Here is a 16,900-nt window from a genome sequence, read left to right as displayed (position 1 = left end):
TTTTAATTTTTCCAAGTTAAAATAAATTTTGTTCCTTTATTTAGCTCACTTTCTACTTTTATTTTTATATTATGCTCTTTACAAATTTTATCTACCAAAGAAAGCCCTATACCAAAACCACCTTGATTTTCATTAAATCTTGAATAACGCTCAAAAATATTAGCCAAATTTTCTTTTGCTATACCACAACCACTATCTGTTATTATAAGTTTTTGCTCTAAAAGTGTTATTTTAATATAACCATTTTTTATATTATATTTTATAGCGTTATTAACAAGATTATCAAACATTTTAAAAAACTGCTCTTTGTTAGCATAAATTTTTCCATCATTTTCCAAGCTAAGCTCTAAGTCGATATTTTTTTGCTCCAAAAATATCTTGAAATACTCCATTCTTTCTTTAATCAAATCTTTTAAAAATATCCAATCTTTTTTAGCTTCATAAGCTTGAGAAAAATTTAAAAAAGTTAAATCTGAATACAAATGACTCAAAGTCAAAGCTGCTATTTTTACACGCTTTAAAGCCTTAATTTCTTCAAAATTCTTTTTTCTTTCCAAACTCTCTACACTCATTAATATCGCACTAATTGGCGTATTAATCTCATGAGTAGTATCTTTTATAAAATTATTTAAAAATCTTATCCTCATTTCTAAAGGCTTGAGCGCAAATTTAAGGATTAAATACCCCATTATACTTACAAAAATCAAAGAAAAAACCATAGCCAAAGCTACTTTAAACCTTATAAATCCAAGCTCTTTAGAAATATCATCACCTTGCACTAAAACCCTCAAACGATTAACATCACCTAAAACTTCTAAAGCATTTTGACTTTGCGCGTTTGCAAGCAATAAATTATTTAAATTCACATCAGCTACATAAATTAGAGTGTTATTATTATAAATATTTGCATTATTGAGTTTAAAAAAAGTTGTTTGAGCAGGCAAATCTAGGTTAGAAAAATAAACTTTTGTTCTATCAAATATTGCAAATTTTATATTAGAAATTTGAGCAATTTTTCTAGCACCTTTTTCTATAGGCTCAAAACGTAATTTTTCCATTTGTAAAATTACAAAACGGTGCTCTTGTCTTAATTTTATGCTATACTCAGTTACTAATTCTTCTATTAACTTTGCATACCATACACCAAAAAGCACTATAAGAACACTTCCTATACTTACTAAATACAAAGAAAGAATCTGCCATGCAACACGCTTGGCTTCATACATAGCAATACCCTCTTCCTCTTTGATTGACAATACTATCTTTACCTAAAATTTTTCGCAAATTTTTTACATAAGCTCTTAAACTAAGCTCACTTGGCTCTTGATCATACTCCCAAATTTCTTCAAAAATACAAGCAGTATCTATAAATTTACCTTTGTTTTTTAAAAGTAAAGATAAAAGCTTTAATTCTTTTAAAGGCAGGGTTAAAGGCTTGTCATCTTGGTATAAAGTTTGCGAAACAAAAGCAAATTTAAAACCATTTCCTAAGTCCTCATAATCTTCATTTTTATGAGCAAAAGAACGCTTTAAAATAGCATTAATTCTTATTTTTAACTCCTGCAATTCAAAAGGCTTTTTAATATAATCATCACAACCGCTTTCAAATCCCTTTTGTAAATCCATAGTAGTATTTAATGAAGTCATAAAAATAGCCGGTGTGTATTTACCAGCTTCTCTTAAATTTTTAAGCACACTAAAACCATCACCTTGTGGAACTTTTACATCTAAAATCCATAAATCAAAATTTTTCTCATAAGCTTTATCTTGTGCATCTTGAGCATTATCCACTAAAGTAACTACAAAACCTTCTTCTTCTAAAAATTCACTAACAATTTCCCCTAAATTAATATCATCTTCTAACAAAAGAATTTGTGTGGCCATTTTTAACCTTTTTATTACATTTTACTTAAAACATTATATTTTTTTTGTGTAAATTAAATGTGAATTTAGCAGAGTTAAAGCCAAATATTTATAAAATATTAACCGTTTTATAATTTGCACTTAGGATTTGTTATGCTACCTGAATGGGATCAAAAATACAGTATTAATAATGCAAAAATCGATGCCCAGCACCAAAAACTCTTCGAGCTTGCTGCTAGAGTTGAAGAAATTTCTGATAGACCAATCTACCAAGTAGAACTTAAAAAACTTATCGCTGAATTTTTCAACTATATTAAAATTCATTTTCAAGATGAAGAAAACTATATGGCTGAGATTAATTATCCTTATTTAAACCAACACAAACTTATGCATAAACAAATTACAAAATCTATGATAAAACTCATACAAAGCATAAAAAGCACTAATGATTTAAAAGAAAAATTATATATAGTGGTTAATTCATGGCTTATAGAACACATCATTCAGCATGATATGATGATAGAACACTGGAGACAAAGCACACAAGCAAAGAATTCTTCAGACACCTTCGAAGAAGAAAAACCAAAACCAAAAAAATTTTTATATCAATGTCAATGCGAAGGAAAAACCCACAAAGTCCCTTATGATATTCATTTAAAAATGCAATATTCTAAAGTACAATTTAAATGCAAAGAATGCTCTGCTAATTTAATTTTATGCAAAGAAAAAACTGAAATTTAACAAAAATTAATCATAGTTTAAAATATTGTAAATTATAATGCCTGCAAAACTCTGCCAAATATAAACAAGGAGTTAATATGCTACCAAAATGGTGTGATAAATACAGTATTCACAATGATGAAATCGATAAACAGCACAAAAAACTTTTCGAACTTGCTGCTAATGTTGAGATGATTTCAGATAAACCCGTTCATAAAGGACAAATCAAATTTTTACTTGCAGATTTTTTTAACTATATGAAAGAACATTTTGCTGAAGAAGAAAAATATATGGCAAAAATAGGTTATCCTGAACTTGCTAATCATCAAAAAATTCACAAAAGCATTATTCAATCTATGATAGATTTAATTCAAAATATAAAAAGCACCAATGATTTAAAAGAAAAACTTAATATAATTGCGTCAAAATGGCTACTAGAGCATATCTTAAGAGAAGATATGAAAATAGAAAAATGGCACCAAGCGCAATTAAATAAAAAAGACAATGAAACAACTTCAGAAGATTTACAAGAATTTTATGAGTATGTTTGCTCATGTGCTGATAAAATCCATAAAGTACCTTGTGAAATTCATCAAAAAATACAAACAACCAATGCAAGCTATAAATGCAAAACTTGCCAAGAAGCAATAAGACTAAAATAAAAGGCTAAAAAATGAATAAAAGATACACCTTAACCCTTTCAGAAGAACTTTACGAACGCTTAAGTCAAACTGCAAAATTTTCTAAAAAGAAAAAAGCTGAAATTTTACGTAATGCTTTAGAAAATTATCTTGATGAAATGGAAGATTTTGCTCCAGCTATAGAAGCTTTAGAAGATCTAAAAGATGGAGATAGTAAAAAGCTAGATAGTATTATCAAAAAATTAAAATGCTAACTCTCTCAGTTTCCATACATTAACTATCAAAGAGCATAATTACATTTGTAAAAGCAAACATTCATAGATAACTCCTTAGTTTTTAAAGATCTAGTTTCAAACTAGATCTTTAAAGATATGTATCTCTACTTTATACTAATACCATATAATCTAGTATATTTTATATTGTTTTTATTTACTTTAAGAATTCTTATATAAAACTATGCTATAATTCAAGCCATAGTTTTAATTTTAATAAGGAGAATTCTCATGAAACTAGTTAAACTTAGTTTAGTAGCAGCTTTAGCTGCAGGTGCTTTTTCAGCAGCTAACGCTGTTTCACTTGAAGAAGCTATAAAAGATGTTGATGTATCAGGAATGATGAGATACAGATTCCAATCTGATAGATTAACTCAAGGCGATAGCATTGCAGATAAAGGTTACAACAGCTCAAAAAACAATGAGCATAAATTTAAAGCTCAATTAAACTTCAAAGCAGCTTTAGATGACAACTTCAAAGCTTTCGTTCAATTCCAATACAATGCAACTGATAGAGGTTTTGGTAAAACAAATTATAATGATGCTGGCGAAATTACTGGTGGTAACACAGGAACAGATACTCATACTTCATTTGCTGTAAATCAAGCTTACTTAGAATACACTAACGAAGCTTATGCTACAAGCGTAACTTTCGGTAAAATGGAAGTTGGTTCTATTTGGACTGATGACTTAGTAGGAACAGGAGCTAAAGTAGTAAATACTTCTATCGAAGGTTTAACTTTTGCTGGTTACTGGTTTGATGCTTTCAACTGGAAAGATGATGGTGATACTTCTATGAGTAACCCAACATCAACAAAAGATGCTGATGGTAATATTAAGAATGGTGCTAACGTAACTCTAGCTAAATCATCACTATACGGTGCTGCTGTATTAGGTGACTTTGATCCATTTGCATTCCAAGTATGGGCTGCTTACTCAAATAACTGGGCATTCTTATATGCAGTAGATGCTAGCTATAAATTTGCATTTAACGATATGAACTTCAAAATCCAAGCTCAATACTTAGGAAATAGCCTAGATAGCGACAAAGAAAGAGATTTTAATGCAGACAACGGTAACTTCTATGCTGCTAAATTCAGCGGACAAATCTCTGCTTTTGATTTCCAAGCAGGTGTTATCGGCTATGGTGAAAAAGACAAAAACACTGTAGTTACTTTAGAAGATACAGGTAAAGTTATCGCTCCAGGCCAACAAATTTTCTACTCTGCGGGTAGTGATTTAAGAGGTGATATGGGTGAAAACTTCTTCTATTTTGCAGGTTTAGGTTATACTTTTGCTGAAACACTAAGAGTAGGATTTGACTATATCGGCGGTAAAACTGAATATGCAGCAGGTATCTCTGATACAGATAAAAACGAATACATCGCAAGAGTATCTTACAAATATAGTCCAAAACTTACATTTAGCGGCTTCTATTCTTACTTAACCGAAGATATGAACAAAGCTAATGTAGATGATAGAGATGATCAATTCATCAGACTTGAAGCTCTATATAAATTCTAATTATAAAAGCTAAGCCTTTTGGCTTAGCTTGCTATATCTAAAATTATCTCTTCTTTTTTAATCCTTGTATTTTAATTTCTTTTATTTTAATTCATTAGGTAGGTTTTCAAACAAAGCTTCTTTACTATGTATATTTTTACTTGCTAGTATTCTTAAAATTTTACCCTATAAGTCTTTGTAAAATAACTTAAGGTTTTGGATTTTTTAAAAAAAGTGAAAGTGGAGTAAAATTGTTTATTTTTTTTAGATATAATCGAGCTTTATTTATATTTAAAAAAGGCATATTTATGTTACGCTTGTTTATTGTAAGTATTTTATTTGTCAATTCACTATTAGCTTTTAATGTAAAATCTTTATTTACTTATACTTTTAATGATAACATTAGCTATGACTTAGAAAAAGCTAAAGAAATTTATTTTAAAAACAAATGCAATACTTGCCATGGAGAAAATGGAGAAAAAAATTCTTATGGCAAAAGAGCTATTAAAGACTTAAGCCCAGAAGAGATCAAAGGTGCTTTAAAAGACTACGCTAATGGATATTTCAAAAATCAATCAAGCGATAACATCCAAATGAGCATATATGCTAAAAAATTAAGCGGGAGTGATATGGATCACATTATTGCTTATTTGAAAGGACAAAATTTTTCTATAGAGCTTAATCAAAAAGATCTTTTAGAAGAAGAGCCTGCACCAAAAACCAAGCACAATACATTTTTAAAATAACAAAAAAGGAGTTTTCATGAAAAAAAATCTACTGCTAGCTAGCTTACTTTGTGCTAGTTCAATTTACGCCGCAGAAGTAAAAATAGGTATTGTTTTACCACTTACTGGTACTTTGGCAGCTTATGGCAATGATGTATATGAGGGCATTAAACTAGCTAATGCTTTAAATCCAAATTTAAAAAATGGAGATAGTGTTAAAATCATAGCTATTGACACAAAAGGTGATAAAATAGAAGCAGCAAATGCCACTACTAGACTTATCTCTCAAGATAAAGTTTTAGGCCTTATAGGTGAGGCTGTTACACCAAATACTATGCAAGTTTTATCTATAGCTGAAGAAAGAAAAATTCCTGCTATAGCTCCGGTTGCTTCAGGTGATAAGCTTTTAGATAAAAAAAACTATGCTAGCAGAGTTTGCTTTATGGATAGTTTTCAAGGAGATAAATTTGCTAACTATGCCTATAAAGATTTAAATTTAAAAAGCGTGGTTGTAATAGTTGATCAAAGCAATGTATATTCATTAGGTTTAGCAAGAGCTTTTGAAAAAGAATTTAAACAAAATGGTGGAAAAGTACTTAAAAAATTAACCATTTCTTCAGGCGATAAGGACTTTAAAGCTATTGTTTCACAACTTAAAAGCATCAACCCTGATTTTGTTTATATGCCAATTTACCACCCAGAAGCTGCTTTAATAGCAAGACAAGCAAAAGCAGTTGGCTTTAACAAGCTTTTAAGTGCAGGCGATGGAGTAAATAATAAAACCTTTATCGAACTTGGTGGTGATGCTGTAAATGGAGTAATCTTTACCGATAGCTTTGATTATAACAATCCTCCAACAACCCTTTCTAAAAAATTTATTGAAGCTTATGAAAAAGATCATGGCACAAAAGAACTTCCAGCATTTTCTGCTATGGGAGCTGATGCGTATTATGTAATGGTAAATGCCATGAATGAATGTACGAATAGTCTTAACGCACAATGCATTAATGAAAAAATTCATTCAACAAATAATTTTGAAGGCGTAGGTGGCGTTATAAGCATAGACGCTAGTGGTAATGCAAGTCGTTCTGTAGTTATAAAAGAAATACAAGAACAAAAACAAGTTTATAAAACTATTATCAATCCTTGAAAGGTTAAACTATGAAAAAAATTAGCATAGCTATATTGTCTATCATAGCTAGTAATATCATACAAGCAAAAGAAATTAACATTGGCGTAGTTTTACCTCTAACAGGCTCTACTGCAGCTTATGGACAAAGTGCTTTAGATGGAGTGAAAATTGCAAATTCTATGAAAAACACTTTAAGCAATGGAGATAAAGTAAATTTAGTAGTAGTTGATACAAAAGGCGATAAAATAGAAAGTGCAAATGCTAGTACAAGATTAGTTTCACAAAACAAAGCTTATGCACTAATTGGAGAAATGCTAACAGCTAATACTTTGCAAGTGATAAGAATTGGCGAGGAAAAAAAGATCCCAGTGGTTGCTCCTGCAGCTACTGCTGATAAAATTTTAAATAAAAAATTATACGCTAGCAGAGTTTGTTTTATGGATAGTTTTCAAGGCTCATCTTTAGCTAATTATGTAAAAAATAAGCTAAATTATACCAAAGCTGTGATAATTAGCGATCAAAGCGCTGATTATTCTTTAGGTTTAACTAGAGCCTTTGAAAAAGAATTTAGCAAACAAGGTGGAAAAATTTTAGATAAATTTAGAATTACAGCAGGTGATAAAGACTTCAAGGCTATTCTTTCACAAATTAAAAATTTAAAACCTGATTTTGTTTATCTTCCAGTATATTATACTGAGGCTTCTTTGTTTGCACGTCAAGCAAAAGCAATGGGTATAAATATCCCTATGGGTTCAGCAGATGGAGTAGCTGATGAAACTTTTATTAATCTAGCTCAAGAAGCAGCTGAAGGATATTTATTTACCGATAGCTTTGATTATCACAATCCCCCAACGCAACTTTCGAAAGACTTTATATTAGCTTATGAAAAAGAAAAACAAAGTAAAGAAGTTCCAAATTTCACAGCTATGGGTGCAGATGCGTATTTTGTGATTTTTGAAGCTATGCAAAAATGTATTAATGATTTTAACAGTGAATGTATCAATAACAATATCCACACTACTTCAAAATTTGAAGGTGTTAGTGGAGTAATTAGCATTGATAAAACAGGCAATGCTACGCGTTCAATTGTTATAAAATCAATAGAAAATCAAAAGCAAATTTATAAAGATACGATTCTTCCGTAAATAAAAATTTTAAGAGGTTCAATGGATAGTTCTTTAATTTTACAGCAAATTATAAACGGTTTTAGCTTAGGTAGCATGTATGCACTTATTGCTATAGGCTATACAATGGTCTATGGTGTTTTAAGATTGATTAATTTTGCACATGGTGATATCATGATGGTAGGTGCATACTCGGCTTTATTTTGTGTTACAAGTATGAATGTGCCTTTTTTAGGCGCTCTTTCTTTGGCTATGTTATTTGCAGCAGCTTTAGGTATAGCTATTGATAGAGTAGCTTATAAACCTTTAAGAAAAGCACCTAGAATTTCTTTACTTATCACAGCCATAGGTATAAGCTTTTTAATACAAAATGTATTTAATGTCTTATTTGGTTCAACGCCAAAATATTTTCCTGTGCCAAGCTATCTTGAAACAGTGATTAATTTTAATAATATTAGCATTAGCATTAATAGTATCTTAGTGCCTATTTTGACATTTTTTATATTATTAGTGGTTTTATTCATACTTTATAAAAGCAAATACGGCATTGCTATTAGAGCTTTGGCTTTTGATATTCATACTGTAAATTTAATGGGAATTGACGCAAATCGTATTATTGCTATTGTGTTTGCACTAGGCTCAGCTTTAGCCGCTATTGGTGGTATTTTTTGGGCTGTTAGTTATCCTTCTGTTGAACCTAGTATGGGAACTCTTATAGGACTTAAGGCATTTGGCGCTGCTGTTTTAGGTGGTATTGGTTCGGTTGCTGGAGCGGTTTTAGGTGGCTTGATTATAGGATTTACAGAAGTTGTTGTAGTTGCTATTTTCCCTGATCTTTCTGGTTTTAAAGATGCTTTTGCGTTTATCTTTTTAGTATTGATTTTGCTTTTTAAACCAACCGGAATTTTAGGTATTAATTTTGAAAAAAGTAGGTTTTAAGATGGTTGCAAGAAAAATTACACATTTAAGTTTTTTTATCATAGCACTTGCTTTTCTTTTTATATCTCCTTATTTTTTCAATGATTATAAAATAGGAATTTTAAGCAATATTGCTATTTTTGTTATCTTAGCAGTAAGCTATAATCTTATCAACGGGGTTACAGGGCAATTTTCACTAGAACCAAATGGCTTTGTAGCTATAGGAGCCTATGTTGCAGCTTTAGTTTTACTTACAAGTGAAAGCAAAATCGACCAGTTTTCTTTAGAAGATCCAAGTAGTTTTATTTTGATGATTCATTCACCAAGTTTTATTGTAGCTTTACTTGCTGCTGGACTTTGTGCTATGCTTTTATCTTTAGTTTTAGCTTTTGCGGTATTTAGAGTTAGAGGGGATTATTTAGCTATTGTAACACTAGGTTTTGGTATTATCATCAAACTTATGGCGATTAACTTTGCTTCTGTTACAAATGGTTCTTTAGGTTTAAATGACATTCCTAAACACACTACTTTATACTGGAGTGGTGGGATAGCTATATTTTCTGTTATTATCATCTTAAATATTGTCAGTTCAAAATTTGGTAGAGCCATGAAAGCTGTAAGAGATGATGAGGATGCAGCATTAGCAATGGGTATAAATACCTTTAATATCAAAACCTTAGCCTTTAGCACTTCAGCGTTTTTAGAAGGTGTCGGTGGAGGCTTGCTTGCTTGTGCACTAGCTTCAGTTTCACCTGAACAATTTGACTTTTTATTCACTTTCCAACTTTTAATCATCATTGTTTTAGGTGGTTTAGGTTCAACTACTGGTGCTATCATCGGAGCTATTTTGGTAATAGGTGGAAGCGAATATTTAAGATTTTTAGATGAAAGTATGAATATTTTTGGCTATGAAACTCCTGCTATGCCTGGTCTTAGAATGGTTGTATTTTCTGTTATATTGATTTTAGTAATGCTTTTTGCAAGAAGAGGGATAATGGGTGATAAAGAACTAACGGATATTTTATTTAAGTTTTCTAAAAGGAAGAAAAAATGATTTTAGAACTTAAAGAAATTCATAAAAATTTTGGTGGAGTTAGCGCTATAGCAAACACTTCTTTTGCTATTAAAGAAAGTGAAATTTTTGGACTTATAGGCCCAAATGGCGCAGGAAAAACCACGCTATTTAATATTATTACAGGAAATTATAAACCAAGTAGCGGGGAAGTCTTTTTTCTAGGAAAAAAAATTGATCATTTAAAACCACACAAAATAGTTCATCTAGGTATAGCAAGAACATTTCAAAACATCAGACTTTTTTCAAGCATGAGTGTTTTAGAAAATGTATTGATTGGCTTTGATAAGAGTATTAAATATAATATTTTTGAAGCTTTTTTGCACCTTGGAAGATTTTCCAAAGCAGAAAAAAATGCAAAAAAAGCAGCTTATGAAATTTTAGAACAACTCAATATTGCTCATTTGGCTGATGAAAAAGCTACTAGTTTAAGCTATGGTCAGCAAAGAAAAGTTGAAATAGCAAGAGCTTTAGCAACAAATCCTAAGCTTTTATTGCTAGATGAGCCTGCAGCAGGTATGAATTCTACAGAAAGTGATGATTTAGCTGAGTTAATTTTTAACATAAGAGATAACAAAAAAATTAGTGTTTTACTTATCGAGCATGATATGAAATTTGTAAATAAACTTTGCGATAGGGTTATGGTGCTTGATTATGGTAAGACTATTTTTGAGGGAAAACCAAACGATGCGGTACAAAACCCTGAAGTAATTAGTGCGTATTTGGGAGATTTTAATGCTAGTAGTTAAAGATTTACATGTTTATTATGGCTTAATAGAGGCTGTTAAAGGTATTGATTTTACTATAAAAACAGGAAGTATAGTTAGCTTAATAGGCTCAAATGGCGCAGGAAAAACCTCAACACTTAATGCTATGCTAAATTGTGTTAAAAAAACCGGCGAGGTAACCTTTTTAGGCTATGATACTCAAAGACACTTACCGCACACTCTAGTTCAAAAAGGTATCGCCTTAGTACCTGAGGGAAGAAGGGTTTTTATCAATCTCACTATAGAAGAAAATTTAAAAATTGGTGCTTTTAATAATGCAGAAAATTACGAGCATTTAAAAAATCAAATGTATAGACTTTTCCCAAGATTAAAAGATAAAAAAAATGCCCTTGCAGGAACTCTAAGCGGTGGGGAAGCTCAAATGCTAGCTATCTCAAGGGCACTCATGAGTGAGCCAAAACTTTTAATGCTCGATGAGCCCTCATTAGGTCTTGCTCCAAAAATAGTTGGAGAAGTTTTTGATATTATAGTTAAATTAAAAGAAGAAGGAATTACTATTTTATTAGTAGAACAAAATGCATTTTCAGCTTTAAAAATCAGCGACTATGCTTACGTTTTAGAAAATGGCAAAATCGCTATGCATGCACCTGCAAAAGATCTTATCGGTAATGATGAGATTAGAAAAAAATACCTTGGAGCTTAATTCATGAAAAAACAACTTTTAGCTTTTGGGGATATAAAAATTTCTATTTTTTTGTTTTTAATTTTTGCCCTATTTTGCGCCCTAGCCACTTTCATAGAAAGCGCTTATAATACGCCAACGGCATGGGCGATGATCTATGGCTCTTCTTGGTTTGGTTTTATACAACTCATACTAGGAATCAATCTTTTAGCGGCTCTTTTTAAATACAAAATGTTTAATAAGAAAAAAATACCACTTTTAATCTTTCATATCTCATTTTTATTTATATTACTAGGCTCAGCTATGACTAGATATATGGGATTTGAAGGAAATTTACACATTAGAGAAAATGAAAAAAACAACATCATTGAAACTTCAAAAAGTTATATTTACATAGCAACCTTAAAAGATGATAAAGTATATAGTGCTTCAAAATCTGAATACATAGCAACCCTACCTTTTGTAAATGATTTTTCATTTGATTTAATCTTGCCTGATGAAAAAGCCCAAATTGCATATGAAAATTTAATCTTAGATGCAAAAGAAATTTATATTGATGATAACAATTCTGCTCCACTTTTATCTTTAATGCTTTCACAAAATAACGAGTCTAAAGAATTGCTTTTTCAAGCAGGAGATATTGAAAATATCAACGGTGTTAATATAGCGTTTTTAAATGACTCTGTTCCAAGTCCTTATATAAAAATCGATAAAGACTTAAAACTTAGTGCTGATTTTGATTTAAAATACATGTCAATGAGTGATGGAAAAGAAAATATTTTAAAAGCAAATCAAAAAGCACAAGCTAAAGATTTAAGATTGTATTCTTTTAATGATATTAATTTAGTGGTTAAATTTGCTTCCTTGCATGGTAAAAAAACTTTAGAAGGTATCAATCAAGCTCAAGATGAAAGCTTTTTTACTTGGTTTAAAAATAGTTGGATAGAGCTAGGACGCAATGCTTTGATTTCTTTATTTGGCGAGGCAAAATACTGGAATAATTCTTTATTAAACAATTTCAAAGATTTTGCACAAAGCACTAAATATATGCCAACTCAACTTTCAGAAAATGCTATTAATGCTTTAAAATTAAAACTAAGCTACAAAGGAGAATCCAAAGAAGTTTTCCTAGTAGAATATAACTCACCTATTCGCATTGATGTAGCAGGCCAACCTTTCTTTTTAAGATGGGGTCCTAAAGGAATAGAAATGCCATTTGAAATGTACTTAAAAGACTTTGAATTAGAGCGTTATCCTGGTTCGATGTCGCCTATGTCTTATGCAAGTTATGTAGAAATTGACAATGCTGATAAGAAACTAGAATATAAAATTTTCATGAATAATGTTTTAGATTATCAAGGTTATAGATTTTATCAAAGCTCATACGATCAAGATGAGCTTGGTACCATACTTTCAGTTAATAAAGATCCGGGTAAAATTCCTACATATATAGGATATTTTTTACTCACATTAGGAATGTTTTTAAATATTTTAAATCCTCATTCAAGATTTAGAACCTTAGCTAAATTAATCAACCAAGACACCCTAAAAAAAACAAGTGCTATTTTGGCTTTTATATTAGTTTTATTTGCAGGGCAAAATACTTACGCAAATGAACCTATCAAGGTAGATGAAGCGCATGCAAAAGAACTTGCTTCTTTAGTAGTGCAAAAACCTGATGGCAGAATGGTGCCTTTTAATACTTTAGCCATGGAAGTTTTAGAAAAAATATACAAAAACACAACCTTTCAAGGACAAAGCGCTGAAGCAACAATCATATCAATGATTTTTGATGGTAGTGCATGGTATGATAAAGATATTATATTTATGCCGACAAGTCGCTTGGTTAATGAAGAAATTTCTAAAATTTTAGGTATTAAACCTAGAGCTTATACTAGTTTTAAAGATTTTTTCACTACAGATGCTTATAAACTACAAAAATATGTAGAAAATGCTAATAGAAAAAATCCAAACCGCAGAAGTGTTTTTGATAAAGAAATCATCAAGCTTGATGAAAGGGTTAATATTGTAAATTTAATCTTCTCAGGCGATATTTTTAGATTTATTCCTTTGCAAAATAGCACCAACAATCAATGGGTAGCACCACGTGAAGCTTATATAGGTTTAAAAGGCGCAGAAGGCGCAGAAGTTAAAAGTATTTTAGAAAACTATTTTAATGCAGTTAGTAACTCTATTGCACACAATAACTGGGATGAAGCAACTAAAAACTTAAATATCATCAAAAACTATCAAGAAAAATATGGCCATGAAGTTATGCCAAGTGCTAAAAAAATTAGCACAGAAATCTTTTTCAATAAAAGTCAAATTTTTGTAAATCTTGCTCCGCTTTATTTATGTGCTGGATTTTTACTTTTGATTATAGTTTTTGTTAAGATGCTATTGCCAAAAATTCGCATTGATTTTATCTTTAAATGTGTTTATATATTTAACATTGTAGCATTTTTCATCCATACTCTAGGCTTAGCTTTGCGTTGGTATATAGCAGGTCGCGCGCCATGGAGTAATGCCTATGAGAGCATGGTTTATATAGCTTGGGCTTTATCATTATCTGGAATTTTCTTTTCTAGAAAAAGCCCTATTGCACTTTCTTTAACTTCTATTTTAGCAGGAGTTACTTTAGGTGTAGCTCATCTTAGTCAAATGGATCCACAAATTACCAACTTAGTTCCTGTGTTACAATCATACTGGCTAACTATACATGTTTCAGTTATTACTGCTAGCTATGGATTTTTAGGACTATGCGCATTATTAGGTATATTTGTACTTGTTTTATTATGTATGCTAAAAATCAATGGTAAACATAATGAAAATATTTTAAGAAATATTACAGAAGCAACAAGAATTAATGAAATGGCTATGATTTTAGGACTTTGCTTGCTTACAGTTGGAAATTTCTTAGGTGCTATATGGGCAAATGAAAGTTGGGGAAGATATTGGAGTTGGGATTCTAAGGAAACTTGGGCTTTAATTAGTATTTTAGTCTATGCAGCTATTTTACACATTAGAATGGTACCAAAATGGGCAAATCAATACACTTTTGCAGTTTGCTCTATGTTTGCATACTGGGTAATTATTATGACTTATTTTGGAGTAAATTACTTTTTAACCGGTATGCACTCTTATGCAGCAGGAGATTCAGTAAAAATTCCTGATTATGTATATTGGGGCTTTTTATTTATGGTGGTACTAAGCATAGTAAGTTATTTCAAAAGAACTTATGCAAAAAAATTATAGGAAAGTTTATAAATGAATAATTCTCTTTTTATATTTTTAATTGTAGCTTTAGTTATTGTTATCATACTTGGTATTCTTTTGGTTTTATTTTTTACCCACAAAGATAAACAACCTAACAAATCTAATGCAACCAAAGCTCCAAAAATAAGCAATATAGAAGATTTTATATCTAAAGCTAATGATGCAAAAAATTCTCAAGAAATTCAAGCTTTAATCTTGCAATTTTTAAATTCACAAAAATTTGGCTCTAATCCAAAAGATAGCGCCACTAAAAGAAAACTTGATTTCATTAGTGCTATTTCAGCTAATGCTAATGCTACTCCTAAAAATATTTCTTTTTTAAATAACGAACTAAAAAAGCGTTATAAAGCTTTAAAAAAAGAAATAGATGCTTATGAGCAAATAGGTCTAGCAAAAAGAAAAATGAGACAATCTTAAGGTTTTTTGATGAAAAATATTAGAAATTTCTCTATCATAGCTCATATTGATCATGGAAAAAGTACACTAGCTGATAGAATTATTAGTGAATGTGGTGCAATTAGTGACAGACAAATGAGCGCCCAAGTAATGGATACTATGGATATAGAAAAAGAGCGTGGTATAACTATAAAAGCTCAATCTGTGCGTTTAAATTATAAATTCAACAATGAAGAATATGTATTAAATTTGATAGACACTCCAGGCCATGTTGATTTTTCCTATGAAGTAAGTCGTTCTTTAGCAAGTTGTGAAGGAGCTTTACTTGTCGTTGATGCTTCACAAGGAGTAGAAGCTCAAACTATAGCCAATGTTTATATAGCTTTAGAAAATGATCTTGAAATCATACCAGTGATTAATAAAATCGATCTTCCTTCAGCTGATATAGAAAAGGTTAAGCACGAAATAGAACATATTATAGGAATTGATTGCTCTAATGCAATTTGTGTTAGCGCAAAAACAGGTGTAGGTATAAAAGAACTCATAGAAACCATCATCACAAAAATTCCTGCACCAAAAACCGATGATGAAGCACCTACTAAAGCTTTAATTTATGATTCTTGGTTTGATAATTATCTTGGAGCTTTAGCTTTAGTTAGAATTTATGAGGGAAATATAGCTAAAAATGATGAAGTTTTAGTTATGAGTACAGATAAAAAACATCTTGTGCAAGATCTTTTTTACCCTCACCCATTAAGCCCTATAAAAACCAAAAAATTAGAATCAGGTGAAGTAGGTGTTATCGTGCTTGGACTTAAAAATGTTGCTGATGTTCAAGTGGGCGATACTATAACGCTTACCAAAAACAAAGCAAAAGAAGCCATTGGTGGTTTTGAAAAAGCTAAAGCTTTTGTTTTTGCAGGATTATACCCTATAGAAACGGATAAATTTGAAGATTTAAGAGATGCTTTAGACAAATTAAAACTCAATGATAGTTCTATTACCTATGAACCTGAAACATCGCTAGCTTTAGGGTTTGGTTTTAGGGTTGGTTTTTTAGGTCTTTTGCATATGGAGGTTATTAAAGAAAGGCTTGAGCGTGAGTTTAACCTTGATTTGATTGCTACTGCTCCAACTGTTACTTATGAAATTTATCAAACTGATGGAGAAGTTTTAAAAATTCAAAATCCAAGCGAACTACCTCCGGTAAATAAAATCGATCACATAAAAGAGCCTTATGTAAAAGCAACCATTATAACTCCAAGTGAGTATTTAGGAAATTTAATCACTCTTTTAAATCGCAAACGCGGTATGCAAGTTAAGATGGATTATATTACCCCTGAGCGTGTTTTACTTGAGTATGATATACCTTTAAATGAAATCGTTATGGACTTTTACGATAAACTCAAATCACTCACTAAAGGCTATGCTAGTTTTGATTATGAGCCTATTGAATTTAGAGTGGGTGATCTTGTAAAACTTGATATTAAAGTAGCTGGTGAAAATGTCGATGCACTAAGCATTATAGTGCCAAATGAAAAAGCGCTAAGCAAAGGCAGGGAGCTAGTAAAAGCGATGAAAGAAATCGTCCCAAGACAGCTTTTTGAAGTCGCCATCCAAGCAAGCATTGGAAATAAAATCATTGCAAGAGAAAATGTAAAATCCATGGGTAAAAATGTAACCGCAAAATGCTATGGCGGGGATATTACTAGAAAAAGAAAGCTTCTTGAAAAACAAAAAGAAGGTAAAAAAAGAATGAAAGCTATCGGTAAAGTACATTTACCTCAAGAAGCATTTTTAAGTGTTTTAAAAATAGACTAAATCCCTAGTTTAGAACTAGGGATATAA

General features: G+C 30.8%; 16 protein-coding genes. 14 read left to right on the top strand and 2 right to left on the bottom strand.

The window, feature by feature from the left end:
• Positions 1–2: 2 nt before the first annotated feature.
• Positions 3–1,256 (bottom strand): sensor histidine kinase, encoded by a 1,254-nt coding sequence (locus tag L8V82_RS02915; protein WP_263723946.1) that lies wholly within the window; start codon positions 1,254–1,256, stop codon positions 3–5.
• Positions 1,219–1,884 carry a response regulator transcription factor gene (locus tag L8V82_RS02910; RefSeq protein WP_047208461.1) on the bottom strand — a complete coding sequence of 222 codons (666 nt, stop codon included), beginning with the start codon at positions 1,882–1,884 and terminating at the stop codon, positions 1,219–1,221. Before L8V82_RS02910 ends, L8V82_RS02915 begins: the two co-directional genes overlap by 38 nt.
• A 132-nt stretch (positions 1,885–2,016) precedes the next feature.
• Between L8V82_RS02910 and L8V82_RS02905 the strand changes: the two genes are divergently transcribed.
• The 14 genes from L8V82_RS02905 (at position 2,017) to lepA (ending at position 16,873) form a co-directional block, all read left to right on the top strand.
• Positions 2,017–2,604, top strand: a complete 588-nt coding sequence (locus tag L8V82_RS02905) for a bacteriohemerythrin (protein WP_263723945.1) — start codon at positions 2,017–2,019, stop codon at positions 2,602–2,604.
• 77 nt (positions 2,605–2,681) lie between these two features.
• Positions 2,682–3,245 (top strand): bacteriohemerythrin, encoded by a 564-nt coding sequence (locus tag L8V82_RS02900; RefSeq protein WP_263723944.1) that lies wholly within the window; start codon positions 2,682–2,684, stop codon positions 3,243–3,245.
• Positions 3,246–3,256: 11 nt separating this feature from the next.
• Positions 3,257–3,478 (top strand): ribbon-helix-helix protein, CopG family, encoded by a 222-nt coding sequence (locus tag L8V82_RS02895; protein WP_087684945.1) that lies wholly within the window; start codon positions 3,257–3,259, stop codon positions 3,476–3,478.
• A 249-nt stretch (positions 3,479–3,727) separates the two neighbouring features.
• On the top strand, positions 3,728–5,020 hold the full coding sequence (locus tag L8V82_RS02890; protein ID WP_263723943.1) for a major outer membrane protein: 1,293 nt from the start codon (positions 3,728–3,730) through the stop codon (positions 5,018–5,020).
• Positions 5,021–5,307: 287 nt separating this feature from the next.
• Positions 5,308–5,745: a c-type cytochrome gene (locus L8V82_RS02885; RefSeq protein ID WP_263723942.1), complete on the top strand. Its 438-nt coding sequence runs from the start codon at positions 5,308–5,310 to the stop codon at positions 5,743–5,745.
• A 16-nt stretch (positions 5,746–5,761) separates the two neighbouring features.
• On the top strand, positions 5,762–6,874 hold the full coding sequence (locus L8V82_RS02880; protein WP_263723941.1) for an ABC transporter substrate-binding protein: 1,113 nt from the start codon (positions 5,762–5,764) through the stop codon (positions 6,872–6,874).
• A gap of 11 nt (positions 6,875–6,885) precedes the next feature.
• A complete protein-coding gene (locus L8V82_RS02875; RefSeq protein WP_263723940.1) occupies positions 6,886–8,001 on the top strand; it encodes an ABC transporter substrate-binding protein in 1,116 nt (371 codons plus the stop codon).
• Between the two features lie 21 nt (positions 8,002–8,022).
• Positions 8,023–8,919, top strand: a complete 897-nt coding sequence (locus L8V82_RS02870) for a branched-chain amino acid ABC transporter permease (RefSeq protein WP_039628648.1) — start codon at positions 8,023–8,025, stop codon at positions 8,917–8,919.
• 1 nt (position 8,920) lies between these two features.
• A complete protein-coding gene (locus tag L8V82_RS02865; protein WP_039619660.1) occupies positions 8,921–9,952 on the top strand; it encodes a branched-chain amino acid ABC transporter permease in 1,032 nt (343 codons plus the stop codon).
• Positions 9,949–10,719: an ABC transporter ATP-binding protein gene (locus L8V82_RS02860; protein WP_263683264.1), complete on the top strand. Its 771-nt coding sequence runs from the start codon at positions 9,949–9,951 to the stop codon at positions 10,717–10,719. The genes L8V82_RS02865 and L8V82_RS02860 overlap by 4 nt, the downstream gene beginning before the upstream one ends.
• Positions 10,706–11,401, top strand: coding sequence for a high-affinity branched-chain amino acid transporter, ATP-binding protein (locus L8V82_RS02855; protein ID WP_039618807.1), 696 nt, complete (start codon positions 10,706–10,708; stop codon positions 11,399–11,401). Before L8V82_RS02860 ends, L8V82_RS02855 begins: the two co-directional genes overlap by 14 nt.
• Positions 11,402–11,404: 3 nt before the next feature.
• Entirely contained in the window at positions 11,405–14,635 is a 3,231-nt protein-coding gene (gene ccsB, locus L8V82_RS02850; protein ID WP_263723939.1) for a c-type cytochrome biogenesis protein CcsB, read from the top strand.
• Between the two features lie 12 nt (positions 14,636–14,647).
• Positions 14,648–15,073, top strand: coding sequence for a hypothetical protein (locus L8V82_RS02845; RefSeq protein ID WP_263723938.1), 426 nt, complete (start codon positions 14,648–14,650; stop codon positions 15,071–15,073).
• 9 nt (positions 15,074–15,082) lie between these two features.
• Positions 15,083–16,873: a translation elongation factor 4 gene (lepA, locus tag L8V82_RS02840; RefSeq protein WP_039628652.1), complete on the top strand. Its 1,791-nt coding sequence runs from the start codon at positions 15,083–15,085 to the stop codon at positions 16,871–16,873.
• Positions 16,874–16,900: the final 27 nt, after the last annotated feature.

Source organism: Campylobacter sp. IFREMER_LSEM_CL2151, assembly GCF_025771725.1.
In the GTDB taxonomy this organism is placed as follows: domain Bacteria; phylum Campylobacterota; class Campylobacteria; order Campylobacterales; family Campylobacteraceae; genus Campylobacter_D; species Campylobacter_D lari_C.
Note: the sequence above shows the minus strand (reverse complement) of the source record. Positions and strands in the feature narration are given on the sequence as shown.

What these genes read in the sequence shown, in the direction of transcription:
- L8V82_RS02910 (WP_047208461.1), bottom strand. Translation starts at nt 1,884, where the DNA reads ATGGCCACACAAATTCTTTTGTTAGAAGATGATATTAATTTAGGGGAA.
- L8V82_RS02905 (WP_263723945.1), top strand. Translation starts at nt 2,017, where the DNA reads ATGCTACCTGAATGGGATCAAAAATACAGTATTAATAATGCAAAAATC.
- L8V82_RS02900 (WP_263723944.1), top strand. Translation starts at nt 2,682, where the DNA reads ATGCTACCAAAATGGTGTGATAAATACAGTATTCACAATGATGAAATC.
- L8V82_RS02895 (WP_087684945.1), top strand. Translation starts at nt 3,257, where the DNA reads ATGAATAAAAGATACACCTTAACCCTTTCAGAAGAACTTTACGAACGC.
- L8V82_RS02890 (WP_263723943.1), top strand. Translation starts at nt 3,728, where the DNA reads ATGAAACTAGTTAAACTTAGTTTAGTAGCAGCTTTAGCTGCAGGTGCT.
- L8V82_RS02885 (WP_263723942.1), top strand. Translation starts at nt 5,308, where the DNA reads ATGTTACGCTTGTTTATTGTAAGTATTTTATTTGTCAATTCACTATTA.
- L8V82_RS02880 (WP_263723941.1), top strand. Translation starts at nt 5,762, where the DNA reads ATGAAAAAAAATCTACTGCTAGCTAGCTTACTTTGTGCTAGTTCAATT.
- L8V82_RS02875 (WP_263723940.1), top strand. Translation starts at nt 6,886, where the DNA reads ATGAAAAAAATTAGCATAGCTATATTGTCTATCATAGCTAGTAATATC.
- L8V82_RS02870 (WP_039628648.1), top strand. Translation starts at nt 8,023, where the DNA reads ATGGATAGTTCTTTAATTTTACAGCAAATTATAAACGGTTTTAGCTTA.
- L8V82_RS02865 (WP_039619660.1), top strand. Translation starts at nt 8,921, where the DNA reads ATGGTTGCAAGAAAAATTACACATTTAAGTTTTTTTATCATAGCACTT.
- L8V82_RS02860 (WP_263683264.1), top strand. Translation starts at nt 9,949, where the DNA reads ATGATTTTAGAACTTAAAGAAATTCATAAAAATTTTGGTGGAGTTAGC.
- L8V82_RS02855 (WP_039618807.1), top strand. Translation starts at nt 10,706, where the DNA reads ATGCTAGTAGTTAAAGATTTACATGTTTATTATGGCTTAATAGAGGCT.
- ccsB (WP_263723939.1), top strand. Translation starts at nt 11,405, where the DNA reads ATGAAAAAACAACTTTTAGCTTTTGGGGATATAAAAATTTCTATTTTT.
- L8V82_RS02845 (WP_263723938.1), top strand. Translation starts at nt 14,648, where the DNA reads ATGAATAATTCTCTTTTTATATTTTTAATTGTAGCTTTAGTTATTGTT.
- lepA (WP_039628652.1), top strand. Translation starts at nt 15,083, where the DNA reads ATGAAAAATATTAGAAATTTCTCTATCATAGCTCATATTGATCATGGA.